Source organism: Roseovarius spongiae (assembly GCF_003651245.1).
GTDB lineage: Bacteria > Pseudomonadota > Alphaproteobacteria > Rhodobacterales > Rhodobacteraceae > Roseovarius > Roseovarius spongiae.
In genome coordinates, this window is the sequence record NZ_RAPE01000003.1 from 380,449 (window position 1) to 402,395 (window position 21,947).

General features: G+C 68.3%; 23 protein-coding genes. 10 read left to right on the forward strand and 13 right to left on the reverse strand.

The genetic code is table 11. From position 1 onward, the window contains the following. Nucleotides 1–21 precede the first annotated feature (21 nt). From coaBC to pyk, 7 genes are all read right to left on the reverse strand, one after another. Complete coding sequence (gene coaBC / locus D6850_RS13105) at nucleotides 22–1,215, reverse strand: bifunctional phosphopantothenoylcysteine decarboxylase/phosphopantothenate--cysteine ligase CoaBC (protein WP_121167617.1); 1,194 nt, start codon at nucleotides 1,213–1,215, stop codon at nucleotides 22–24. Between the two features lie 68 nt (nucleotides 1,216–1,283). Further along, complete coding sequence (locus D6850_RS13110; RefSeq protein ID WP_121167619.1) at nucleotides 1,284–2,051, reverse strand: ChaN family lipoprotein; 768 nt, start codon at nucleotides 2,049–2,051, stop codon at nucleotides 1,284–1,286. Further along, nucleotides 2,048–2,926, reverse strand: a complete 879-nt coding sequence (locus D6850_RS13115) for an RNA polymerase factor sigma-32 (protein ID WP_121167621.1) — start codon at nucleotides 2,924–2,926, stop codon at nucleotides 2,048–2,050. The genes D6850_RS13110 and D6850_RS13115 overlap by 4 nt, the downstream gene beginning before the upstream one ends. 242 nt (nucleotides 2,927–3,168) lie before the next feature. After that, nucleotides 3,169–3,534, reverse strand: coding sequence for a 50S ribosomal protein L20 (gene rplT / locus D6850_RS13120; protein ID WP_121167623.1), 366 nt, complete (start codon nucleotides 3,532–3,534; stop codon nucleotides 3,169–3,171). A gap of 12 nt (nucleotides 3,535–3,546) precedes the next feature. Further along, nucleotides 3,547–3,747, reverse strand: a complete 201-nt coding sequence (gene rpmI, locus D6850_RS13125) for a 50S ribosomal protein L35 (RefSeq protein WP_121167625.1) — start codon at nucleotides 3,745–3,747, stop codon at nucleotides 3,547–3,549. A 301-nt stretch (nucleotides 3,748–4,048) separates the two neighbouring features. Beyond that, on the reverse strand, nucleotides 4,049–4,279 hold the full coding sequence (locus D6850_RS13130) for a hypothetical protein (RefSeq protein WP_342769539.1): 231 nt from the start codon (nucleotides 4,277–4,279) through the stop codon (nucleotides 4,049–4,051). 50 nt (nucleotides 4,280–4,329) lie between these two features. Then, a complete protein-coding gene (gene pyk, locus D6850_RS13135) occupies nucleotides 4,330–5,775 on the reverse strand; it encodes a pyruvate kinase (protein ID WP_121167627.1) in 1,446 nt (481 codons plus the stop codon). Between the two features lie 124 nt (nucleotides 5,776–5,899). On the opposite strand from pyk, the gene D6850_RS13140 reads away from it, so the two are divergent. After that, a complete protein-coding gene (locus tag D6850_RS13140; RefSeq protein ID WP_121167629.1) occupies nucleotides 5,900–6,640 on the forward strand; it encodes an N-formylglutamate amidohydrolase in 741 nt (246 codons plus the stop codon). 21 nt (nucleotides 6,641–6,661) lie between these two features. Continuing rightward, nucleotides 6,662–7,003 (forward strand): 5-carboxymethyl-2-hydroxymuconate Delta-isomerase, encoded by a 342-nt coding sequence (locus D6850_RS13145; protein ID WP_121167631.1) that lies wholly within the window; start codon nucleotides 6,662–6,664, stop codon nucleotides 7,001–7,003. Nucleotides 7,004–7,019: 16 nt separating this feature from the next. On the opposite strand, the gene glpK is transcribed toward D6850_RS13145, so the two are convergent. Both glpK and glpD read right to left on the reverse strand, forming a co-directional pair. Further along, nucleotides 7,020–8,513 carry a glycerol kinase GlpK gene (gene glpK, locus D6850_RS13150; protein ID WP_121167633.1) on the reverse strand — a complete coding sequence of 498 codons (1,494 nt, stop codon included), beginning with the start codon at nucleotides 8,511–8,513 and terminating at the stop codon, nucleotides 7,020–7,022. A 71-nt stretch (nucleotides 8,514–8,584) separates the two neighbouring features. Then, complete coding sequence (glpD, locus tag D6850_RS13155; RefSeq protein ID WP_121167635.1) at nucleotides 8,585–10,159, reverse strand: glycerol-3-phosphate dehydrogenase; 1,575 nt, start codon at nucleotides 10,157–10,159, stop codon at nucleotides 8,585–8,587. A 377-nt stretch (nucleotides 10,160–10,536) separates the two neighbouring features. Here glpD and D6850_RS13160 point away from each other — a divergent pair, with 377 nt between their 5' ends. The 4 genes from D6850_RS13160 (at nucleotide 10,537) to D6850_RS13175 (ending at nucleotide 15,612) form a co-directional block, all read left to right on the forward strand. Then, the gene (locus D6850_RS13160) at nucleotides 10,537–12,426 is read left to right on the forward strand and encodes a polysaccharide biosynthesis protein (RefSeq protein WP_245964180.1); all 1,890 of its coding nucleotides are present in this window, start codon (nucleotides 10,537–10,539) and stop codon (nucleotides 12,424–12,426) included. 118 nt (nucleotides 12,427–12,544) lie between these two features. Beyond that, complete coding sequence (locus D6850_RS13165; protein WP_121167639.1) at nucleotides 12,545–13,198, forward strand: protein-L-isoaspartate O-methyltransferase family protein; 654 nt, start codon at nucleotides 12,545–12,547, stop codon at nucleotides 13,196–13,198. A 55-nt stretch (nucleotides 13,199–13,253) separates the two neighbouring features. After that, nucleotides 13,254–14,687: a TolC family outer membrane protein gene (locus tag D6850_RS13170; protein WP_121167641.1), complete on the forward strand. Its 1,434-nt coding sequence runs from the start codon at nucleotides 13,254–13,256 to the stop codon at nucleotides 14,685–14,687. Nucleotides 14,688–14,769: 82 nt separating this feature from the next. Beyond that, the gene (locus D6850_RS13175) at nucleotides 14,770–15,612 is read left to right on the forward strand and encodes a prolipoprotein diacylglyceryl transferase (protein ID WP_245964181.1); all 843 of its coding nucleotides are present in this window, start codon (nucleotides 14,770–14,772) and stop codon (nucleotides 15,610–15,612) included. A gap of 149 nt (nucleotides 15,613–15,761) precedes the next feature. Here the strand turns inward: D6850_RS13175 and D6850_RS13180 are convergent, their stop codons facing one another. Continuing rightward, nucleotides 15,762–16,091 carry a DUF6280 family protein gene (locus tag D6850_RS13180; RefSeq protein WP_121167645.1) on the reverse strand — a complete coding sequence of 110 codons (330 nt, stop codon included), beginning with the start codon at nucleotides 16,089–16,091 and terminating at the stop codon, nucleotides 15,762–15,764. Nucleotides 16,092–16,308: 217 nt separating this feature from the next. Here D6850_RS13180 and efp point away from each other — a divergent pair, with 217 nt between their 5' ends. Further along, nucleotides 16,309–16,872 (forward strand): elongation factor P, encoded by a 564-nt coding sequence (efp, locus tag D6850_RS13185; RefSeq protein WP_121167647.1) that lies wholly within the window; start codon nucleotides 16,309–16,311, stop codon nucleotides 16,870–16,872. 49 nt (nucleotides 16,873–16,921) lie between these two features. On the opposite strand, the gene ygfZ is transcribed toward efp, so the two are convergent. Next, complete coding sequence (gene ygfZ / locus D6850_RS13190) at nucleotides 16,922–17,656, reverse strand: CAF17-like 4Fe-4S cluster assembly/insertion protein YgfZ (RefSeq protein WP_121167649.1); 735 nt, start codon at nucleotides 17,654–17,656, stop codon at nucleotides 16,922–16,924. Nucleotides 17,657–17,722: 66 nt separating this feature from the next. Between ygfZ and D6850_RS13195 the strand changes: the two genes are divergently transcribed. After that, a complete protein-coding gene (locus D6850_RS13195; RefSeq protein WP_121167651.1) occupies nucleotides 17,723–18,394 on the forward strand; it encodes a TIGR04283 family arsenosugar biosynthesis glycosyltransferase in 672 nt (223 codons plus the stop codon). Here the strand turns inward: D6850_RS13195 and D6850_RS13200 are convergent. Together D6850_RS13200 and puuE are read right to left on the reverse strand one after the other, a co-directional pair. Further along, complete coding sequence (locus tag D6850_RS13200) at nucleotides 18,388–18,873, reverse strand: ureidoglycolate lyase (RefSeq protein ID WP_121167653.1); 486 nt, start codon at nucleotides 18,871–18,873, stop codon at nucleotides 18,388–18,390. The genes D6850_RS13195 and D6850_RS13200 overlap by 7 nt on opposite strands. Continuing rightward, nucleotides 18,870–20,285: an allantoinase PuuE gene (gene puuE, locus D6850_RS13205; protein WP_121167655.1), complete on the reverse strand. Its 1,416-nt coding sequence runs from the start codon at nucleotides 20,283–20,285 to the stop codon at nucleotides 18,870–18,872. The genes D6850_RS13200 and puuE overlap by 4 nt, the downstream gene beginning before the upstream one ends. Nucleotides 20,286–20,366: 81 nt before the next feature. Here puuE and uraH point away from each other — a divergent pair, with 81 nt between their 5' ends. Beyond that, complete coding sequence (uraH, locus tag D6850_RS13210) at nucleotides 20,367–20,720, forward strand: hydroxyisourate hydrolase (RefSeq protein WP_121167657.1); 354 nt, start codon at nucleotides 20,367–20,369, stop codon at nucleotides 20,718–20,720. Nucleotides 20,721–20,725: 5 nt separating this feature from the next. Further along, complete coding sequence (locus D6850_RS13215) at nucleotides 20,726–21,946, forward strand: urate hydroxylase PuuD (protein ID WP_121167659.1); 1,221 nt, start codon at nucleotides 20,726–20,728, stop codon at nucleotides 21,944–21,946. The last annotated feature ends 1 nt before the right edge of the window (nucleotide 21,947 follow it).

Consider the following 21,947-nt stretch of genomic DNA (forward strand, 5'->3'; position numbering starts at 1 on the left):
GTTCCGGAAATACCCAAATCCTCAGCCCAGGGCCTGCGCGATCCGCTCGGCGAGGCGCGCCGCCACCTGCGTCTTGCCCATGCGCGGCCAGTCCTCGGCGCCGTCCCCGGCAATCAGCGTCACGTCGTTCTCGGCGCCGCCCATGATACCGGTCCCGTCGCTCACATCGTTGGCGACGATCCAGTCGCAACCCTTGCGCGCCCGCTTGGCGGTGGCGTTGGCGAACACGTCGTCGGTCTCGGCGGCGAATCCCACGACCAGCGTAGGGCGCCCCTCGGTCATCTGCGCCACGTGGGCGAGAATGTCGGGGTTCTCGGCGAACTCCAATCGCGGAAGCCCGCCCTTATCCTTCTTCATCTTGGAAGACGCCGCGTCCTTGACCCGCCAGTCGGCGACGGCGGCGGCAAAGATCGCCGCATCCACCGGCAGCGCGTCCTGCACCGCATCCAGCATCTGCTGCGCGGTCTCGACGCGGATCACCTCGACTCCCTCGGGTGGCGGCACATCCGCCGGGCCGGTGACAAAGATCACATGCGCGCCCAAATCCGCCAACGCCCGGGCAATCGCCGTGCCCTGCGCGCCCGAGGATCGGTTGGCGATGTAGCGCACCGGGTCGATCGGCTCATGCGTGGGCCCCGAGGTGACCAGCACGCGCCGGCCCCGCAGCGGCCCGTCCGTCAGCGCCGCCTCGATGGCGGCGACGATCTCGAGCGGCTCGCTCATGCGGCCGGGGCCGTGCTCGCCGCAGGCCATGTCGCCATCGTTCGGGCCGACGACGCGGACGCCGTCGCGCTGAAGCGTCCCGAGGTTGCGCTGCGTGGCCGGGTGCTCCCACATCCGCACGTTCATCGCGGGCGCGATCAGCACCTTCGTGTCGGTCGCCAGCAGCAGGGTCGAGGCGAGGTCGTCCGCCTGCCCCTGCGCCATCCGCGCCATCAGGTCGGCGGTGGCGGGGGCGACGACGATCAGGTCGGCGCTGCGGCTCAGCTCGATATGGCCCATCTCGGACTCGTCGGTCAGATCGAAGAGATCGCTGAACAGCCTTCGCCCCGCCAGCGCGGAGACCGACAGCGGCGTGACGAATTCCGCGCCCGCGCGCGTCAGCACCGGCGTCACCCCCGCGCCGCGTTCACGCAACCGGCGGATCAGGTCGAGCGCCTTGAACGCGGCGATCCCGCCGCCAATGATCAAAAGGATGTTTTTCGAGGCGAGCATCGGCAGGCTCCGTTGGGACACCGTGCGAGACTAGGCGCGCGCGCCGCCGGGGACAAGGCCGCGGGGTTTCAGTGGAACGCAGCGCAGGGGTCTTCGCGCGCGGGCGCGGGCGCGTCGCGGACCGCGTCGAACTCGCCCTCGGGCGGCGCGCCGTCCTCGCCCTGGCCCAGCGCGTAGATCCCGACGTCAGGCGCGACCTGCGCCAGCAACGCGGGCATGCCCCGGTCGCGGCGCGCGTGGCCGTTCCCGGTGATCACCACGACCGGCCCGCCGGTATCGCGCAGCGCATCCAGCGCCGCGCGGGCGAGGCTCGCGTCGCGCAGGCGCTGTACCGCGACCATGCCGGGCAGCATCTCGGCGGGAAGCGCGCCGCAATGCGCCTTCGCCTGCGCCGCCTCGCGCGCGGCCTGTTCGGCGGCGGGCAACGGCGTGGTGAGGCCATAGGCCGCGGCGTCGTCTCCGAACGCCTCGGCCATGCCGGTCTGCATCGCCTGGCGCGCGATGTCGCGCGGCACGCCGGCGCCGTAGACGCGCGCCTTGGGCGCGGCGACGAAGATCGGGCGGTAATAGTCGAAATCGGGCCAGCCGCTCCCGGCCCATTGCAAATGGCGCGGCAGTCCGGAGGGATCGCCGAACTGCGGCAGGACCGCGCCATCGGCCTGCGCCGGGGTCAGCATCTCGAACACCAGCGCGGCCGGCGCGATGTCGCGCACCATGGCGGCCTGCACCGCGTGATGCGCCGGGTTGTCGTGGGACTCGCCCAGCACCCATACGTCCTGCGCCGCCGCCCATCGCGGCAACGCCGCGACGGCGCAGAGGATCAGGACCCGGATCATGCCAGCAGGGACTGGACCTCGTTGCCCTTGGCCTCGAGCGTCTTGCGCATCTTGCCGAAGGCCGCCGCCTCGAGCTGGCGCACCCGCTCCTTGCTGAGGCCGAGCTCGCCGCCGAGGCTTTCGAGCGTGCGCGGCTCGGGGCGCAGCTTGCGCTCGCACACGATGAGCCGCTCGCGTTCGTTGAGCGCGTCCAGCGCCTCGCTCAGCCAGGCGCGCAGCGCGGCCATGTCATGCGCCGCCTCGACCTGCTGATCGCCGCGCGGGCCGTCATCCTCGATCGTTTCGATCCATTCGCGGCCCTCATCTTCGGCGCTCTGCGTCGCGTTGAGCGAAAGGTCCGATCCCGAAAGCCGGCCCTGCATCATCTCGACGTCGCGCAGCGGCACGCCGACCTCATGCGCGATCATCTCGCGCAGCTGGTAGCCGTCGAGTTCGACGCCGTCGGCCATCGCCTCGCGCTCGAACTTGGCCTGCACGCGCTTCATGTTGAAGAACAGCGATTTCTGCGAGGACGTGCTGCCGGTGCGCACCATCGACCAGTTACGCATCACGTAATCCTGCACGCTAGCCCGTATCCACCAGACCGCGTAGGTCGAAAAGCGCACGCCGCGGTCCGGGTCGAACTTGTCCGCGGCCTTCATGAGGCCCAAGCCGGCCTCCTGAATCAGGTCGTTCATCGGCGCGCCGTAGCGGCGAAATTTGGACGCCATGGAGATGGCCAGGCGCATGTAGGCGGTGATCAGGCGATGCAGCGCGGCCTCGTCGCGGCGGTCGCGCCAGGCGTAGGCCAGGTCGCGCTCGGTCTCGGCGTCGAGCATCTCGGCCTTCATTGCGCTGCGGGACATTACTCTTAAATCTTGTGAAGCCTGTGCCATCGGCCCCTCCTCCGGTCACTCACGGGAGCGCGGAACAGCCGCTCCAACGCCAAGTCTGACACGGCGTGATCGGAAAGTGAACGGCCCCCGATCACGAGAGCGTGCGCAAGACTTCGTTACTCGAAACGCGTAAGGACGCGCTGAGGTTCCATTTCGGATGGATCTGCTTGTGTCCGAAAACGAAAAAGGCCCGGACGGCTGCGCCGCCCGGACCCCTGAATTCATGACTGTCGCAGGCGCCTTCAGGCCGGAAGCGCCGCCTTGGCCTGGTCGACGATCGCGCCGAATGCCGCGGGCTCGTGCACGGCGAGATCGGCCAGCACCTTGCGGTCAACCTCGACCCCGGCCAGCGTCAGCCCGTTGATGAAGCGGCTGTAGGTCAGCCCTTCGTCATGGGCGCGCACGGCGGCGTTGATCCGCTGGATCCACAGCGCGCGGAAATTCCGCTTGCGGTTCTTGCGGTCGCGGGTGGCGTACTGGTTCGCCTTGTCGACGGCCTGCGTCGCCACCTTGAAGGTGTTCTTGCGACGGCCGTAATAGCCTTTGGCGGCCTTGACGATCTTCTTGTGACGGGCGTGGGTGACGGTCCCACCTTTTACTCGGGCCATGTCAGATCCTCCTTAGCGCGAATACGGCATCATCGGCTTGATGATTTTCTCATCAGCCTTTGAGAGCGTGGTGGTTCCGCGCGCGTTGCGGATGAACTTGTTGGTGCGCTTGATCATGCCGTGGCTCTTGCCGGCCTGGCCAGCGATCACGCGGCCCGAGGCCGAGATCTTGAACCGCTTCTTGCAGCTCGATTTTGTCTTCATCTTGGGCATTTCCGGCTCCTCTTGGTCGTGCGGTAGAACGCGCGACTCGGCATGCCACTTCGGCCGGCCGCGCGGGTGAAGTGTGGCGTATAGGCGGGATATGGGTGTTTCGCAAGGGTGATTTCGTCCGGTTTTCGAAGTCTCGCCAGGCAAACTGGCTGGCCACCGGGCGCGTCGCCCGCTCGGGCGCGACGCGCTTTTCGATTTCAACGCCGACGACGCGGAGAAGATCGACCTGTCGGGTGCCGCCGAGATCGGCGCGGGGCAACCCATCGACGCGGACGATTTCATCTTCTGACGGGCGCGCGTCCTAACGCATGACGCTCGCCGCGACGCGGACAAAGGCGTTGGGCACGTCCTGCAAGGTGTATCCGCCCGGCTTCTCGCGGATCGCGTAGACCACCAGCACGCCCGCGGCGATCAGCACGAAGGCGGCGACGCGCGGCGCGCGCCCGTCCGAAAGGGCCGAGACGATCGCGGGAAGCGCGAACACCCCCAGCACGATGCCGATGACCAGTATCAGGTCGCTGTTCACGTCCATGAGTCCGGTGCCCCCGCATGCTGCTTGGCGCGTCTGCGCAATGTCGAAGGTTAACCCGGTTCCGTAGCGTAAATCAAACTTTCCTGACAGGGCGCAACCCTGAGGATATTCGTGGTTCCCGGCATGTTGAAGGGCACCCCCGCCGTGACCACGATCTGATCGTCGGCGGTGGCGTAGCCCAGCGCGCGCGCCGCGCGGGCGGCGTTGATGACGGCGAGCTTGAAGCGGCTCAGCTCGTCCGTCATCACGCAGTTGACGCCCCAGCTCAGCACCAGCCGCCGCGCGGTGCGCAGCACCGAGGTCATCGCGACGATCGGCACGCGGGGCCGTTCGCGCGCGGTCAGCAGCGCGGTCGTCCCACTTTCGGTGAAGCAGCAGATCGCCTTGATGTCCGTCGTTTCGGCGATCTCGCGCGCGGCGGCGACGATGCCGTCGGCGACGGTGGTGCGCGCGGCGCGGCGGCTGGCCTCGATCACCTCGCGGTAGGTCGGGTCGTCCTCGACCTCGCGGGCGACGTTGTCCATCGTGGTGACCGCCTCGACGGGGTAGCTGCCCGCCGCGCTCTCGGCCGAGAGCATGATCGCGTCGGCGCCCTCGTAGATGGCGGTGGCCACGTCGCTGACCTCGGCGCGGGTGGGCACCGGCGACTCGATCATCGACTCGAGCATCTGGGTCGCCACGATCACCGGCTTGGCCGCCGCGCGGCAGGCGCGCACCAGGCGCTTCTGGATTGGCGGCACGTTCTGCACCGGCAGCTCCACGCCGAGGTCGCCGCGCGCGACCATGACCCCGTCCGAGGCCTCGAGGATGGCGGCGAACCGCGACACCGCGGAGGGTTTCTCGATCTTGCTCAGGATCGCCGCCCGCCCGCCGGCGAGTTCGCGCGCCTCGGTCACGTCGCGCGCGCGCTGCACGAAGCTGAGAGCGAGCCAGTCGACCCCGAGTTCGCAGGCGAATTCGAGATCCTCGCGGTCCTTCTCGGACAATGCGGCCAGCGGCAGCTCCACGTCCGGCACGTTGACGCCCTTGCGGTTGGAGATGACGCCGCCGACCATGACGTCGCACTCGGCGAAATCATCGCCGCACTCGGTAACGCGCAGGCGGATCTTGCCGTCGTTGACCAGCAGCGTCGCGCCGGGTTCAAGAGCCGCGAAGATCTCGGGGTGGGGCAGGCAGACGCGGGCGGAATCGCCCTCGGCCTCATCGAGGTCGAGCCGGAACCGCGCGCCTTCGGCGAGCTCCTCCTCGCCCTTCGCGAAAACGCCGACGCGCAGTTTCGGCCCCTGAAGGTCGGCGAGGATGCAGATCGGGCTGCCCAGCTCGGCCTCGATGCGGCGGATTATGCCGTGTTTCTCGCGGATGCTGTCATGGCTGCCGTGGCTCATGTTCAGGCGGAAGACGTCCGCGCCCGCCTCGTGCAGCGCGCGGATGGCGTCGTAATCCTGCGAGGCGGGGCCGAGCGTGGCCACGATCTTGACGTTGCGGTGTCGCGGCATTTGCGCACTCCTTTCGCGGGGTTATTCCGGAGGTTGGTAGCCGGGCCAGTCCGGCCTTGCCAGCGGTTTGTTGCACCGGCCGCGGGGACAGCCTAAAGCGGTGCGGGGGAAAGCGACACCACCGATGACTTACGAACCCTTCCATATCGCCGGCCCCGACCGGCCCGGCCGCTGGCTGGTGATCTGCGATCACGCCGCCAATACCGTGCCGCCTTTCGTCAATAACGGCGATCTCGAGATCGCGCCCGCCGACATGGCGCGCCACATCGCCTATGACGTGGGCGCGGCCGGCGTGGCGCGCGCGCTGGCCAAGGCGCTGGATTCGCCCGCCATCCTGAGCAACTTTTCCCGTCTGGTGATCGATCCCAACCGCGGCGAGGACGACCCGACGCTCTTGATGAAGCTCTACGACGGCACCGTGATCGCCGGCAACCGCCACGCCGGCCCGGCCGAGCGCGAGGCGCGGCTCAACCGCTGTTACCGGCCCTATCACACCGCGCTGGCGCAACTGGCCGCGCGCCGCACGGACACCGTCATCGTCTCGGTCCACAGCTTCACGCAGCAATTGCGCGGGCGGGCGGCGCGCCCGTGGGACATCGCGCTGCTCTATGCCGCCGACGCCCGGCTGACGCGCCCCCTGCTCGCGCGGTTGCGGGCCGAGCCGGACCTCTGCGTGGGCGAAAATCAGCCCTATTCGGGCCATCTGCCCGGCGACACGATCGCCCGCCACGCCATCGCGCATGAGCGACCCAACACCCTGATCGAGCTGCGCAACGACCTGATCGAAACCGACGACGCGCAGGCCGAATGGGGCTGGCGTCTCGCCCCGATGATCGCCGCCGCGACCGAAGAGGCCGGCGTCTGAAACCCTGAACGGAGGACTCCCATGCCCCACGTCATCATCGAACATTCCGCCGATGTCGCGCAGGAGGTCGACCTCGCCGCGCTGTGCGACGCGGTCTTCGATGCGCTCACCGCGCATCCCGAGGTTCCCGACCCCGCTGCGCTCAAGGTGCGCACCATCGCCTGCGCGGCGCATCGCGGCGGCACGACGCCCGACAGCTTCGCCCACGCGACGCTTCTGCTGCTGCCCGGGCGGGACGCCGAGACCAAGGCCGACATGACGCAGACGATCCTCGACGCGCTCGCCGCCATACTGCCCCGCACCGGGAGCCTGTCGGTCAACCTCGCCGATCTCGACCCGGCCTACGTGAAACGGGCGCTGTAACCGGACGGAGCGGAGCCTACACCGCCAGCGTCGCCTGCACCGCGCGTTTCCAGCGGGCGTGTTTCGCCTCGCGCGTGGCGCTGTCCATCGCCGGGGTGAAGCGGCGCTCCAGCGCCCAGCCTTCGGCGAATCCCTCCATGTCCGGGTAGAGCCCCGCCCGCATCCCCGCCAACCAAGCCGCGCCCAGCGCGGTGGTTTCCAGAATGCGCGGGCGATCCACCGGCGCATCAAGGATGTCGGCCAGGAACTGCATGGTCCAGTCCGAGGCGCTCATCCCCCCGTCGATGCGCAGGGTGGGGCCGTCCGCCGCGCCCTGCCCCGCCCAGTCGGCGCGCATCGCCTCGAGCAGGTCGCGCGTCTGGTGGCCGACGCTTTCCAGGGCTGCGCGCGCCAGTTCCGGCGGGCCGGAATTGCGGGTGAGACCATAGATCGCGCCCCGGCATTCGGCGTTCCAGTAGGGCGCGCCGAGGCCGGTGAAGGCGGGCACCAGCACCACGTCCTGTTCGGGGTCCGCGCGATCGGCCAGCGCGGCGGTTTCGCCCGCCGCGCCGATCACGCCCAGCCCGTCGCGCAGCCACTGCACCACGGCGCCGGCGACGAAGATCGACCCTTCGAGCGCATAGGTCGGCCGACCGTCAAGCTGGTAGGCGATGGTGGTCAGCAGGCGATTCTGCGACGCGACGGGCGCATCGCCGGTGTTCAGCAGCGCGAAACAGCCCGTGCCATAGGTCGATTTCATCATGCCGGGGCGAAAACACGCCTGCCCCACCGTCGCCGCCTGCTGATCGCCCGCGACGCCCCGGATCGGGATCGCGCCGCCGAAATGCGCCGGGTCGGTCGCGCCGAAATCACCGGCGCTGTCGCGCACCTCGGGCAGCATCTGCGGCGGGATGTCGAGCAGCGCGCAGATCTCCGCGCTCCATTCCCCGGCGTGAATGTCATAGAGCAGCGTGCGCGCGGCGTTGGTGGCGTCGGTCGCGTGCACCCTGCCCCCGGTCAGCCGCCAGATGAGGTAGCAATCCACCGTCCCGAACAGCAATTCCCCCGCCGTCGCGCGGGCGCGCGCGCCCTCGTGCTGATCGAGGATCCAGCCGAGCTTGGTCCCCGAGAAATACGGGTCGAGCAGCAGCCCGGTGCGCGCGCTCACCAACGGCTCGTGCCCCGCGTCGCGCAGCGCGCGGCAGGCGTCGGCGGTGCGGCGGTCCTGCCAGACGATCGCACGCCCGAGCGTCGCGCCGGTGGCGCGGTCCCAGACAAGCGTGGTTTCGCGCTGGTTGGTGATGCCGATGGCGGCGACGTCCCCGGCCTGCGCCCCCGCGCCCGCCAGCGCGGCGCGGCAGGTCGAAAGCGTGGTGGCCCACAGGTCTTCGGGGTCATGCTCGACCCAGCCGGAGGCGGGGAAATGCTGCGGAAATTCCTCCTGCGCGGTGGCGACCGGGCGCATGGCGGCGTCGAACAGCATGGCGCGGCTCGACGTGGTGCCCTGGTCGATGGCGAGGATGTGTGACATGGGCGGCGCTCCGAGGGCTGGTTCGCCGCCAGTCTAGAGCGGGCTTTCGCCTCTCTGCAACGCCTCCAGTCTCAGTTTTGCGCTTCGATCCACGTATCTATCGCGGCGATCTGATCGGCGCTCAGCCGCAGGCCGAGCCGGGTGCGCCGCCAGACCATGTCCTCGGCGGTGCGGGCGTATTCGCGGGTCATCATCCAGCGCGCCTCGGCCTCGGTCAGCGTCGCGCCGAAATCACGCCCGAGATCGGCGGCGGCTTTCGCGCCGCCCAACACATCGCGCGCTTCGGTCCCGTAGGCGCGGATCAGGCGCGCGGCCCAGTCCGGGGTGAGGAACGGGTAGGCGGCAAGTAAATCTTCGGTCAGCGCGGCCACGCCGTCGACCGGGAAATCGCCGCCGGGCAGAGGGACGCCGGCGGTCCACGCCCCGCCCGCCTGCGGTAAGTAGGGCGCAAGATCGGCCAGCGCGCTTTCGGCGAGGCGGCGATAGGTGGTGATCTTGCCGCCGAACACGTTGAGCAGGGGGGCGGGGCCGTCGGTGTTGAGCTTCAGCACGTAGTCGCGCGTCGCCGCCGTCGCCGATTTGGCCCCATCGTCATAGAGCGGGCGAACGCCGGAATATGTCCAGACAATATCCTCCCGCGTAACCGGCTGCTCGAAATACGCGGAGGCGAAGCGGCAGAGATACTCCGCCTCTTCATCGGTGCATTCCGGCGGGGTCTGCGGGTCGGGGTGCTCGGCGTCGGTGGTGCCGATCAGGGTGAAGTCCCGCTCATAGGGAATGGCGAAGATGATCCGCCCGTCCGCGCCCTGGAAGAAATAGCAACGGTCGTGATCGAAAAGCCGCCGGGTGACGATATGGCTGCCCCGCACGAGGCGCACGTGTTCCTTCGGCGTCTGGTTCAGATCGGCGCGGATCACGTGCTCGACCCAGGGCCCGGCGGCATTGACGAGAGCGCGGGCCGTCACCTCGCGCGTCGCGCCCGTGCCGGTATCCTCGAGCGTGACGCGCCAGAGGTCGCCGCGCCGCTCTGCATGCACCAGTTTGGTGCGGGTCAGGATCGAGGCGCCCCGCGCCTCGGCGTCACGGGCGTTCAGCATGACGAGGCGGGAATCCTCGACCCAGCAGTCGGAATACTCGAACGCGCGGGTGAACTGCGGTTGCAACGCCCTGCCCGCCGGATCCCTGCGCAGGTCGAGCGACCGCGTGCCGGGCAGGATTTTCCGCCCGCCCAGCGTATCGTAGAGGAAAAGACCAAAGCGGATCAGCCATGCGGGCCGCCGGCCGCGCATCCACGGCATCAGCGTTCCCAGCAGCCTTGATGTCGGCGTGCCGCCCTCGAAACGCATCCCCTTGTGCAAGGGCAGCACGAAGCGCATCGGCCAGCTGATATGCGGCATGGCGCGCAGCAACGTCTCGCGCTCGTGCAGCGCCTCGCGGACAAGGCGGAATTCGAAGAACTCGAGATAGCGCAGCCCGCCGTGAAACAGTTTGGTCGAGGCCGAGGAGGTGGCCGAGGCGAGGTCGTTCATCTCGGCCAGCGTGACGCTCAGCCCGCGCCCGGCGGCGTCGCGCGCAATGCCGCAGCCATTGATTCCGCCGCCGATCACGAAGATATCGACGGGTTCGGCGGGGCTTGATCGGGTCATGCGGGCGTCCTCGGGATGTCATGGCTGCAAAGCACGCGGCGCCGAACGTGTCAACGCGCGCGCCATGCGGCGCTCGCGCGGAAGGGGCGGCGAAAATCGGCGGACTCGTGCGGTTGCGGCATCGCCGCTTGCCGAAAAGCGCGAAAATCGCGATACTGGCAGGCGATGAAAGGGAAATGCTGATTTCAGTGTACATGCGGCCGATGCGCCGGCGGCTCATGGCCGGACCGCGAGCGGATTCATTTTGAAACATTCTGCACATTTCAAGACAGGGGCGGTGGGCCCTCATGCATTGACAGGTGGCCTGGCGGATGCTGGACGGTAGCCTAACGCGATTGCTTGCTCTGAAGCGCGCCCAGAAACGCGCGATTCAGCTGGTGGCGGATTCCGCCATTCTCGTCTTCAGCTTCCTGCTGGCGATGTTCCTGCGGCTGGAAGGCGACGATTACCTCACTCATGGCGGAGTATGGCTGGCGATCGGGCTGACCGTGCCGGTGTCGCTTCTGATCTTCGTGCGACTGGGGTTCTACCGCGCGGTGATCCGCTACATATCGATGCGGGCGGTGCGCGCGATCATGATCGGCGTGTTCGCGTCGGCTGTCATCCTTTTCGCGGTGTCGCAACTGCTGTCGCTGCCGGTGCCGCGCTCGGTTCCGGCGATCTACGGGCTGACCGCGCTCTGCCTGATCGGCGGGACCCGGATGGTTATGCGCCGTCTTTTCCGCAACTCGGCAGGCGCCAAGCGCATTCCGGTGATCATCTACGGCGCCGGCGATTCGGGCCGTCAATTGCTGAGTTCGCTCGAGCAGGGGCCGGAATACCGGGTCGTCGCTTTCGTCGACGACGCCGTCGAATTGCAGGGAACGGATATCGGCGGCACGCGAGTCCACGCGCCCGGCACCGTCGCCGATCTGATCGAACGCCACGGGATCGAGACGATCCTGCTCGCGGTGCCGAGCGCCAGCCGGGCCGAGCGCCGCGTGATCGTCGAGCGGCTCGAGATGCTGCCGGTGCGGGTGCAGACGATCCCCGGCATCGCCGACATCGTGTCGGGCAAGGCCAAGGTGAATGAGCTGCGCGACGTCGCGATCGAAGACCTGCTGGGCCGCGACCCGGTGCCCGCGCTCCAGGCGCTGATGGCGTCCAACATCCGCGGCAAGGTGGTGATGGTCACCGGCGCCGGCGGCTCCATCGGGAGCGAGCTCTGCCGCCAGATCCTGCGCCAGTCGCCCGCGCAGCTGGTGCTGTGGGAACTGTCGGAACTGGCGCTCTACACGCTCGACATGGAGTTGCGCGAAACCGCGGAGGCCGAGGGAATCGACGTGCCCATCGTGCCGCTGATCGGCTCGGTCCAGAACCCGGGCCGGATGTCCGCGGCGCTCGAGCGTTTCGGCGTGCAGACGATCTACCACGCCGCCGCCTACAAGCACGTGCCGCTGGTCGAGCAAAACGTGGTCGAGGGGCTGCGCAACAACGTCTTCGGCACGAAAGTCGTGGCCGACGCCGCCATCGACGCGCGCGTCGAGGCCTTCATCCTGGTGAGCACCGACAAGGCGGTGCGTCCGACCAATATCATGGGCGCGTCCAAGCGGCTGGCCGAGCTGGTCTGCCAGGCCGCCGCCGAACGACAGAGCGCGACCACCTTCTCGATGGTGCGCTTCGGCAACGTGCTGGGATCGTCCGGGTCCGTCATCCCGCGTTTCCGCAAGCAGATCGAACGCGGTGGGCCGGTCACCGTCACCGATCCCGAGATCACCCGCTACTTCATGACCATCCCCGAGGCGGCGCAGCTCGTCATCCAGGCGGGGGGCATGGCGTCGGGGGGCGACGTCTTCGTCCTCGATATGGGAGAGCCGATCCGCATCGCCGACCTCGCCGACCGGATCGTGCGGCTGTGCGGGCTGCGGCCCTACCGCGTCATCGAGGGGGCCGACGCGCAGACCGATCCACCCGATGGCGACATCGCCATCACCTTTACCGGGCTGCGCCCTGGCGAGAAGCTCTACGAAGAACTGCTGATCGGCGCTGAGTCCGCGGCGACTCTCCACCCGCGGATCATGACCGCGCATGAGGCGACCCTCGCGCCCGCCGCGCTCGACGCGCTGCTCGACCGGCTGCTCGCGGCCTGCCAGACCTACGATATCGCCGCGTTGCGGCGGCTGATCGCCGAGGCGCCCACGGGCTATGAGCCGGACGCGCGGATCGTCGACCTGCTCTGGGACGGAGAGGTCCACCACGCCCGGCCCATGCTGCGGGCCGGCGAATGACGCGTCATGCGATTTTGCCGCACTCCGGCAAATCCGGCGCGCGCGCCGTTGCCGTGATGCGCCGTCTATGGCAAGACGATAGTGACCCAGTGACGTTCCAAAGCCAAGAGTATCGACCATGACCGACTACGCCGCGCGGCGCACCATGATGGTGGACACCCAGATCCGAACTTCGGACGTGACCAAGTTCCCGGTTATCGACGCGATGCTGCGCGTCCCGCGCGAGGCCTTTGTGCCGCGCCAGCTGCGCGAAGCGGCCTATGTCGGCGAGAACCTCGCGCTTGGCGACGGGCGCGTGTTGTTGCAGCCGCGAACCCTGGCCAAGATGCTCGACGCGCTGGACATCGAGGGCAACGAGATGGTGCTCGATGTGGGCAGCGCGCTGGGCTACTCGGCGGCGGTGATGGCCCAGCTCGCCCAGGTGGTGATCGCGCTCGAGGAAGACGGCGAAATGGCGTCCGAAGCGCCGACCATGCTGCTGGAGCAGGGAATCGACAACGTGGTGATCCACGAGGCCCCGCTGACCGGCGGCGCGCCCGAACACGGCCCCTACGACGTGATCGTGGTGCAGGGCGGCGTTCAGACCGTGCCGGACGCGATCATCGCGCAGCTCAAGGACGGCGGACGCATCGCCTGTCTCTTCATGGAAGGGACGCTGGGCGTGGTGCGCATCGGCTACAAGATCGACGGGCACATGAACTGGCGCTACGCATTCAACGCGAGCGCGCCGGTGCTGCCCGGGTTCGAGCAGGAGACCGCCTTCGCGCTGTAGGAACGGCGCGACAGGAAAGAAGGGCGGCAAAGGGGTGACAGGGATGAGAACAACGATGAAACAAGCAAACCGACCCGCAACCTGGCTGAGGCGCGCGATCCCGGCCCTTGGCCTTGCCGCGTCACTGGCCTTCGCCGCCCCCGCCGCGCCACGGGCCGAGAGCCTCGCCGATGCGCTGGTCAGCGCCTACAAACACAGCGGACTGCTGGTGCAGAACCGCGCCCTGCTGCGCGCCGCGGACGAGGACGTGGCGGCGACCGTGGCCGGGCTCAGGCCGATCATCAACTGGTCAAGCGACATCACCCGCAGCTTCTCCAAGGTTCCGAACACGCCGCTTCCGGGAACGCGCAGCTCAGGCGACACGAACGCCAGCGCCGGCATCACTGCCGAATTGCTGCTCTACGATTTCGGACGCACGCCGCTTCAGATCAGCGCCGCCAAGGAGGCCGTGCTCGCGACCCGCCAGACGCTGATCGGGATCGAGCAGCAAGTGCTGTTGCGCGCCGTGCAGGCCTATATGAACGTCCAGCGCAATTCGCGTTTCGTGAGCCTGCGGCAATCCAACGTCCGGGTGATCAGCCAATCATTGCGCGCGGCGCGCGACCGGTTCGAAGTGGGCGAAGTGACGCGCACCGACGTCGCGCAGGCCGAGGCGCGGCTCGCGTCGGCGCGCGGCGCGCTGGCGCAGGCGCAGGGCGACCTCACGCAGGCGATCGAGGAATACATCGCCGCCATCGGGCACAGGCCCGGACGCCTGACCCAGCCGCCGCGCCTTCCCAGGATCGCCCGCTCGGTCGACTCGGCCAAGGCCGTCGCGGTGCGCAGCCATCCCGACGTCCTGAAGGTGCAGCATGACGTCGCCGCGGCGGAACTGAACATCCGCGTGGCCGAGGCCGCGATGAAGCCGCGCGTGACGCTGAACGGCAGCCTCGGGGTCACCGAGGAGTTCGGCGGCAGCAGTTTCAGACGACAGGGCAGCTTTGGCGTGCAGGCGACGGGGCCGATCTACCAGGGCGGCCGGCTCAGCGCGGCCAAGCGGCGCGCGCAGGCGCTGCGCGACGCGCAGCGCGGCGTGCTGCACGTCACCACCCACGCGGTGCGCCAGAATGTCGGCAACGCCTACGCCGTGCTGCGGGCCGCCCGCGCCACCGCCGACGCGGGCGCGGAGGGCGTGCGCGCCGCGCAGGTCGCCTTTGACGGCGTGCGCGAGGAGGCCAAGCTCGGCTCGCGCACCACGCTGGACGTGCTGAACGCCGAACAGGAACTGCTGAACGCGCGCTTCGATCAGATCTCGGCGCAGGCGGATGTCTATATCGCCGCCTACAGGGTGCTGGCCGCGATGGGCCAGCTGACGGTGCGCGATCTCAACCTGGCGGTGCAGACCTATGATCCGGCGGCCTATTACAACCTCGTGAAGACCGCGCCGGTCCCCAGCAGCAAGCAGGGCAGGCAGCTGGATCGCGTTCTGAAATCGCTCGGCAAACGGTAAAACCCGTCCTATCTGTTGTGCGAAAGCCGTCCCGCCGCTAAGCTGGGGACGAGGCAAGAATGGTGCAGTCATGTCAGACCCCGTGACAAACGTGGAAATAGAGGACGTTCTGTCCTCGATCCGGCGGCTCGTCTCTAGCGAATCGCGCGACGCCGCTTCCCTCGGCCGCGGGGAAGCCGCATCCGACGATGAGGGCGCGCAGAAGCTGGTGCTGACCCCGTCCTTCCGCGTGGACGAGGCCGCCGCCGACGCGCCGCAGGAAGAGGCGGAAACAGGCGATCGAACCGCGGAACACGCGGACGCCCCGCCCGAATCGCAGGCGTCGCAGCGTGAAGAGGATGAAGATCAGGAGCGGGCCGAAACCGACGACGCCGAAGGCGCGGAGGCGGAAACGCCGGATACCCCTGCCGACACGCTCAAGGCGCGCGTCGCGGAACTTGAGCAGGTCGTCGCTCGCCGCGACGACCAGTGGGAACCGGACGGCGCCTCGGACGACGATTACGCCGGCGGCCCGGTCGCGCCGCTCCCGTGGGAAGACTACGTCCCGAGCGACACCGGCGGCGACGCGGACGGCGCGACGGAAACCGACGCCGCCATGGACACGGACGCCGATGCGGATGACGAGGCCGACGCGAGCGAGGCGCAGGCGCCGGAAGATGACGATGAAGCCCCGGATACGCTCGACGATGAGCTGGAAACCCCGATGTCGGGGGGCGCGGAGTCCGAGGACCGGCTGGAAGAGGACGATTTCCTCGACGCGGAGCCGGAGGACGCAATCCTGGACGAGGACGCATTGCGCGACCTGGTAACCGAGATCGTCAGGCAGGAGCTCCAGGGCGGCCTGGGCGAGCGGATCACCCGCAACGTCCGCAAGCTCGTCCGCCGTGAAATTCACCGCGCTCTGGCGAGCCAGGAACTGGAATAGACCGCTTCGCGAAATCCGCTGACGGCAGGTGACGCCGCCAAGGCTTTTGCAGAAGCCCTGGCGCCGCGCCGCCCGCCTCGAACCGGAAATGCAGAAAGCCCCGCCGAATTGGCGGGGCTTCTGAGGTCTTGCGGAAGTGAATTCCGGGTTCAGGCGGCTTCGGCCTGCGCGGCGGCTGCCGCGGCGTGACGCCGTTCGCTTTCCTCGCGCGACAGCGCGACCGAAGTGCGCACGCCCTTGGACACGAACTCCATGAGGCCGTTCACGACGCGCTCATTGGGGTCGATGCCGGCGCAGGACAGCACTTCGCGCCCGTCGCGCGAGCGCGCCCAGCGGGCGATTTGATCGGGACCGTTGCCATACTTCTTGTCGTCCGAGATGGCGTCGTCCAGTGCGGCCAGTACGACAGCCGCGAAAAGTTTGCGTGCCCGGTTGCCTTGCTCATTGTTGAAGGCGGCACCGTCAACGAAATCTTTCATGATTCGTCCTTGATTTTATTGCTCTTGCGTTTTCGGCTCGGCGTTGGTTATGCCTGCTTTCGTTCGATTCGGATAGGGCAGACATGCATACCATCCATGCGTTGGGCGCATACCTTTCGCACCTGCAGCACGATATGTCGTTGGCTTGCTCCTCTGCACCTCGCAAGATATAGGTCTGCGCAGAATTTAATCAAGTTTTGGACAAGGTTTCGCCATAATGCCCAAGATCAACGGAAACGAGATACGCCCCGGCAACGTGCTCGAGCATAACGGCGGGCTCTGGTCGGCGGTGAAGGTCGATCACGTCAAGCCCGGCAAGGGCGGCGCCTTCGCCCAGGTCGAGCTGCGCAACCTGCGCAACGGCTCCAAGCTCAACGAAAGGTTCCGCAGCGCCGACAAGGTCGAGCGGGTGCGCCTCGAGCAGAAGGACATGCAGTTCCTGTTCGAGAGCGACGGAATGCTGACCTTTATGGACGCCGAGACCTACGAGCAGGTGGAACTGCCCGCCGAGATCCTCGGCGAGCGGCGACCCTTCCTTCAGGACGGGATGACGATCACCGTGGAATTCCACGAATCCGAGGCGCTGAACGCATCCCTGCCGCAGAAGGTCACCTGCACCGTCGCCGAGACCGAGCCGGTGGTGAAGGGTCAGACCGCCGCCAACAGCTTCAAGCCCGCTGTTCTCGACAATGGCGTGAAGGTGATGGTGCCGCCCTTTGTCGGGCAGGACGAGGAGATCGTCGTCAATACCGAGACGATGGAATACTCCGAACGGGCGTGAGCTATTGAGTATTTCCGGAACATTGAAAGGGGCGGTCACGCCCCTTTTTTCATGTCGGCGTGTATGTCACCGTCGCCTCGCCCGCCTGCATGGGGCCGGTCCCGCGGTCGAAACGCAGGTAGGCGATCGCCCGGTCGCCTGACTGCGTAAAGAGCGTGCCGGCGGGTTTGCCATCGGCGGTGATGGCTGTGCCGACCGGGGCGGTCCCCTTGATGTCGACGGTGGCCAGCCCCTTGCGCAGGTTGGTCTTGTGCCGCATGCGCGCGGTCACCTCCTGCCCGACGAAGCAGCCCTTGCGGAAATCGACGCCGTTCAGGCGGTCGAACCCGGCCTCGAGGATGAAGGTGTCCGGGGTCAGCTCGATCCCCGTTTCGGGGATGCAATGTTCGACGCGGATCGCGTCCCAGTCGGTCCCGTCATCGCCCGCCTCGCTACCGTAGAGCCGCCAGCCGAGCGCCGGGTGACGCCGATCGGCAAGCGCCGCGTCGGGCATGTCGCCGGTGCCGCGCCGCACCTTCAGGTCGCTGGGCGCGATCGCGACGTCGGCGCGCAGGCGATACATGTTGAGCCGCTGCATGAGCGCGTCCGAAATGCCGGCATCCACGTCGAGCAGGATCGCGTCCCCCTGCCGGAGCAGGAAGAAATCGGCGATATACTTGCCCTGCGGCGTCAGCAGCGCGGTATAGACCAGCCCGTGATCGAGCCGGGAAATGTCGGTGGTTATCAGCCCTTGCAGGAACGATTCCGCGTCGCTGCCGGCAATCTGGTGAATGGCGCGTGTCATGGCCCCTCCCGTTCATGTTCTCCCTGTCATATAGGATCGAAGCGGGGCGGCAACAGGAGGGGGATCATGCGCGCGGAACTGTCGGTCATCGTGCCCACGCTTGACGCCGCCGAAACCTTGCCGGGGGCGCTTGAGGCGCTGATGGAGGGGGTCGGGGACGGGCTGATCCGCGAATTGATCGTCTCGGACGGGGGTTCGCGGGACGCGACGGCCAGGATTGCGCGCGACGTCGGCGCGCGGGTCGTGACCGGGCCGGCGTCGCGCGGCGGGCAATTGCGGCGCGGCGCGGCGGTGGCCGAGGGCGCGTGGATGCTGGTGCTGCACGCCGACACGGTGCTGCCTGCCGGTTGGCCCGCCGTGGTGCGGGCGCAGATGGCGACGGGGCGGCCGGGGTATTTCGGCCTTGGTTTCGATGCGCGCGGCGTTGCGCCGCGCCTTGTCGCGGGGTGGGCGAACCTGCGCTCGTGTTTGTTTGCGCTGCCCTATGGCGATCAGGGGTTGCTGCTCTCGAGGGTCGATCACGACGCGGCGGGCGGGTTCGCGGAGATCCCGCTGATGGAGGACGTGGCGATGGCGCGCGCGCTCGGGCGGCGGTTGCAGCGGATGCCGGGGCGCGTGACGACCAGCGCGGCGCGCTATGCGCGCGACGGCTGGCTGCGGCGGGGGGCGCGGAACCTCTGGGCGCTGCTGCGCTATCTCGGCGGCGCGGACCCCGAGGCGCTGGCGCGGCGTTACTGAGGGGCGGTGACCGCCCAGGGAGTTTTGAACCAGTGTTCCTCGAGATTCGCGCCCTCCCCGATCCGGTCGATCACCGCGAAGGGACCGGGGCCGAGCGGGGCGAAGACGCCGTGCCAGACGCCGCGGAGCAGGTTCACCCCCTGCCCGGGCGCCGTGACGAAGGCGCGTGGCGCGCCGGGGCGCCCGCCTTCGTCCGGCGCCACGGTAACGAGGCAGGCGGCGCCGTTCATCGGCAGGAAGGCTTGGGAGCCGTCCGGATGCCGCTCCATCATCGCGAGCGTCATGGGCAGGGTGACGGGAGCCGCGTCAAAGAGGCTGATCCCGGCGCGCCCCTCGCTGAAATCGAGACGGGCGAGGTCGTGATGACGCCCGCAGCGCCCCTCGTTTATCAGCCAGTCAGGCGCTGTGCGCAGGGCGATCACGTCGCCGAAAGGGGCGAAACGGGCGGGAGTCAGGTGCTGCGCGGCGATGGTCCTCATGGCAGCAGATCACGCAAGCGATGGAGCGCGATGCGTTCGACCTGGCGGCAGGCCTCGGCCATCTCGGCGGCGCGGTCGTTCTTCAGCCGCGCGGCGAACGCGGCGAGGATCGAGGCGGTGTCGTGGTCGCGCACCGCGATGATGAAGGGAAAGCCGAATTTATCCGTATAGGCGGCGTTCATTCGCGTGAATTCCGCGCGATCCGCGTCGCTCAGCGCGTCAAGGCCCGCGCCGGCCTGTTCGCGCGCGGACTCGGCGGTCAACCGTTTCGCCGCCGCCAGCTTGCCCGCGAGATCGGGATGCGCGCGCAGCACACCGAGGCGCGCGCCGTCATCGGCGGCGCGAAAGACGCGGCAGAGCGCGTTATGCAAGCCCGCCGCGCTGTCATGAGCGGCGCCAAGCTCAAGCGCGTGCGCGCCCTCGGCGATCCACGGCGAATGTTCGAACATGCCGCCGAAGGCCGCGGTGAATTCGGTGAGCGACATCCGCGAGGGACGCTGCCGGGCCACATGAGGATGCGTCGCCTGCCAGTGGCGCGCGATATCGACGCGCCGGGCGACCCACACGCCCTCACGCGCGGCGACGTGATCGAGGAACCGGCGCAGCGCGACAACCCGACCGGGCCGTCCGACAAGGCGGCAATGCAGGCCAACCGAAAGCATTTTCGGCGCGCCCGCCTCACCTTCGGCGTAGAGCGCGTCGAAACTGTCGCGCAGATGGGCGAAGAACTGCTCGCCCGTGCCGAACCCCGGCGCGGTAGCGAAGCGCATGTCGTTGCAGTCGAGCGTATAGGGCACGATCAGCTGCGCGCCGGTGGGGGCCTCATACCAGTAGGGCAGATCGTCGGCGTAGCTGTCCGCGACATAGGCGAACGCCCCGGTGGCGGCGGCAAGGTCCACCGTGTTGGCCGAACAGCGCCCGGTATACCAGCCTTCGGGGCGCGCGCCCGTCACCTCGGTATGGAGGCGGATGGCCTCGTCCATGTCGGCGGCCTCGGCCTCGCGCGGGTGGTCGCGGTAGTCGATCCATTTCAGGCCGTGGCTGGCGATTTCCCACTGCGCCTCCTGCATGGCGGCGACCTGTTCGGGGCTGCGGGCAAGGGCGGTGGCGACGCCATAGACGGTGACGGGCATCGCGTATTCGGCAAAGAGCCGATGCAGCCGCCAGAACCCGGCGCGCGCGCCGTATTCGTAGATCGATTCCATGTTCCAGTGCCGCTGCCCCGGCCATGGGGCGGCGCCGGCGATCTCGCTCAGGAAAGCCTCGGACGCCGCGTCGCCGTGCAGGATGCAGTTCTCGCCGCCCTCCTCGTAGTTCAGGATGAACTGCACGGCGATCTTCGCGCCGCCGGGCCATTGCGGGTCGGGCGGGACGGGGCCATGCCCGCGCATGTCACGGGGGTAACGGTCCATGTGAACCTCGTTTGGCGGTGTGATTTGCGGGCGATCTTCTGCTAAAGCTGGGCAAAGTTACAGCGAAAAGGCAGGAAGCGCATGGCAGGCTATCTCACGACCCATGTTCTGGACACCGCGCGCGGCGTGCCGGCGCAAGGCGTCCGCATCACGCTCTTCGCGCTTGGCGAGGTGCGGCGCGAACTGGCGCAGGCGGTGACCAACGCGGACGGGCGCACCAATGCGCCCATCCTGCCGAGCGACGCCTTCGCGCCCGGCGAATACGAGCTTCTGTTCGCCTGCGGCGACTACCTCGAGCGGCACGGGCTGGCGACGGGGCCGCTCAAGTTTCTCGACGCGGTGCCGATCAGGTTCGCCGTCTCGGACGGGGACGCGCATTACCACGTGCCGCTCCTGCTATCGCCCTTCGGATATTCGACCTACCGGGGGAGCTGAGGCGAATGACCGAAATGCTGATCCTGTGGGAATGGGCGGGCTTCGCGCTGCGCTGGCTGCATGTCATCACGGCGATGGCGTGGATCGGCACGTCGTTCTACTTCATCGCGCTGGACCTCGGGCTGCGCAAGGCGCCCGACCTGCCCCCCGGTGCGCATGGAGAGGAATGGCAGGTGCATGGCGGCGGGTTCTACCACATCCGCAAGTTCCTCGTCGCGCCCGAGCGGATGCCCGAGCACCTGACATGGTTCAAGTGGGAAAGCTACGCCACCTGGCTGTCGGGCGCCGCGCTCCTGATGGTGATCTACTGGGCGGGGGCCGAACTTTACCTGATCGACGCGGAAAAGGCCGATCTGGCGACGTGGCAGGCGATTGGCATCTCGGCGGGGTCGCTGGCGCTGGGCTGGCTCGTCTATGACGCGCTCTGCCGCTCGGCCCTCGCGGCGCGGCCGACGGTGCTGATGCTGCTCCTGTTCGCGATGCTGGTGGCGATGGGCTGGGGCTATGCGCAGGTCTTCACCGGGCGGGCGATGATGCTGCATCTCGGCGCCTTCACGGCGACGATCATGACGGCGAACGTGTTCCTGGTCATCATGCCCAACCAGCGGATCGTGGTGAAAGACCTGATCGCGGGGCGCGAACCGGACGCGAAATACGGCCGCATCGCCAAGCTGCGCTCGACCCATAACAACTATCTCACGCTGCCGGTTGTGTTCCTGATGCTGAGCAACCACGCGCCGCTGGCATTCGCCACGCAATACAACTGGCTGATCGCGGCGCTGGTGTTCCTCATGGGGGTCACGATCCGGCATTACTTCAACACCCGCCACGCGCGAAAGGGCAACCCGCACTGGACATGGGCGGTGACGGTCTTGCTGTTCCTCTGCATCGCGTGGCTGAGCACGGCCGGCCCGCGCCCGCCCGCCGAAGACGCGGCGATGGGCCCGGCGGCAACCCGCCTTGCCGCCGCCGACGGGTTCGGTGAGGTGCAGGACATCGTGCTCGGCCGTTGCTCCATGTGCCACGCGGCCGAGCCGGTCTGGCCCGGCATCCACCGCGCCCCGCATCACGTCATGCTGGAAACGCCCGCGCAGATCGCCGATCAGGCGCGCGCGATCTACCTTCAGGCCGGGCGCAGCCACGCGATGCCGCCGGCCAACGTGTCGTGGATGGAACCGGATGAGCGGCAGGCCATCGTGCGCTGGTTCCGCGGCGCGGCGCAGTAGG

Excerpts from the sequence above, each read along its gene's own strand:
- coaBC (WP_121167617.1), bottom strand. The coding sequence starts at position 1,215 with ATGCTCGCCTCGAAAAACATCCTTTTGATCATTGGCGGCGGGATCGCC.
- D6850_RS13110 (WP_121167619.1), bottom strand. The coding sequence starts at position 2,051 with ATGATCCGGGTCCTGATCCTCTGCGCCGTCGCGGCGTTGCCGCGATGG.
- D6850_RS13115 (WP_121167621.1), bottom strand. The coding sequence starts at position 2,926 with ATGGCACAGGCTTCACAAGATTTAAGAGTAATGTCCCGCAGCGCAATG.
- rplT (WP_121167623.1), bottom strand. The coding sequence starts at position 3,534 with ATGGCCCGAGTAAAAGGTGGGACCGTCACCCACGCCCGTCACAAGAAG.
- rpmI (WP_121167625.1), bottom strand. The coding sequence starts at position 3,747 with ATGCCCAAGATGAAGACAAAATCGAGCTGCAAGAAGCGGTTCAAGATC.
- D6850_RS13130 (WP_342769539.1), bottom strand. The coding sequence starts at position 4,279 with ATGGACGTGAACAGCGACCTGATACTGGTCATCGGCATCGTGCTGGGG.
- pyk (WP_121167627.1), bottom strand. The coding sequence starts at position 5,775 with ATGCCGCGACACCGCAACGTCAAGATCGTGGCCACGCTCGGCCCCGCC.
- D6850_RS13140 (WP_121167629.1), top strand. The coding sequence starts at position 5,900 with ATGACTTACGAACCCTTCCATATCGCCGGCCCCGACCGGCCCGGCCGC.
- D6850_RS13145 (WP_121167631.1), top strand. The coding sequence starts at position 6,662 with ATGCCCCACGTCATCATCGAACATTCCGCCGATGTCGCGCAGGAGGTC.
- glpK (WP_121167633.1), bottom strand. The coding sequence starts at position 8,513 with ATGTCACACATCCTCGCCATCGACCAGGGCACCACGTCGAGCCGCGCC.
- glpD (WP_121167635.1), bottom strand. The coding sequence starts at position 10,159 with ATGACCCGATCAAGCCCCGCCGAACCCGTCGATATCTTCGTGATCGGC.
- D6850_RS13165 (WP_121167639.1), top strand. The coding sequence starts at position 12,545 with ATGACCGACTACGCCGCGCGGCGCACCATGATGGTGGACACCCAGATC.
- D6850_RS13170 (WP_121167641.1), top strand. The coding sequence starts at position 13,254 with ATGAAACAAGCAAACCGACCCGCAACCTGGCTGAGGCGCGCGATCCCG.
- D6850_RS13180 (WP_121167645.1), bottom strand. The coding sequence starts at position 16,091 with ATGAAAGATTTCGTTGACGGTGCCGCCTTCAACAATGAGCAAGGCAAC.
- efp (WP_121167647.1), top strand. The coding sequence starts at position 16,309 with ATGCCCAAGATCAACGGAAACGAGATACGCCCCGGCAACGTGCTCGAG.
- ygfZ (WP_121167649.1), bottom strand. The coding sequence starts at position 17,656 with ATGACACGCGCCATTCACCAGATTGCCGGCAGCGACGCGGAATCGTTC.
- D6850_RS13195 (WP_121167651.1), top strand. The coding sequence starts at position 17,723 with ATGCGCGCGGAACTGTCGGTCATCGTGCCCACGCTTGACGCCGCCGAA.
- D6850_RS13200 (WP_121167653.1), bottom strand. The coding sequence starts at position 18,873 with ATGAGGACCATCGCCGCGCAGCACCTGACTCCCGCCCGTTTCGCCCCT.
- puuE (WP_121167655.1), bottom strand. The coding sequence starts at position 20,285 with ATGGACCGTTACCCCCGTGACATGCGCGGGCATGGCCCCGTCCCGCCC.
- uraH (WP_121167657.1), top strand. The coding sequence starts at position 20,367 with ATGGCAGGCTATCTCACGACCCATGTTCTGGACACCGCGCGCGGCGTG.
- D6850_RS13215 (WP_121167659.1), top strand. The coding sequence starts at position 20,726 with ATGACCGAAATGCTGATCCTGTGGGAATGGGCGGGCTTCGCGCTGCGC.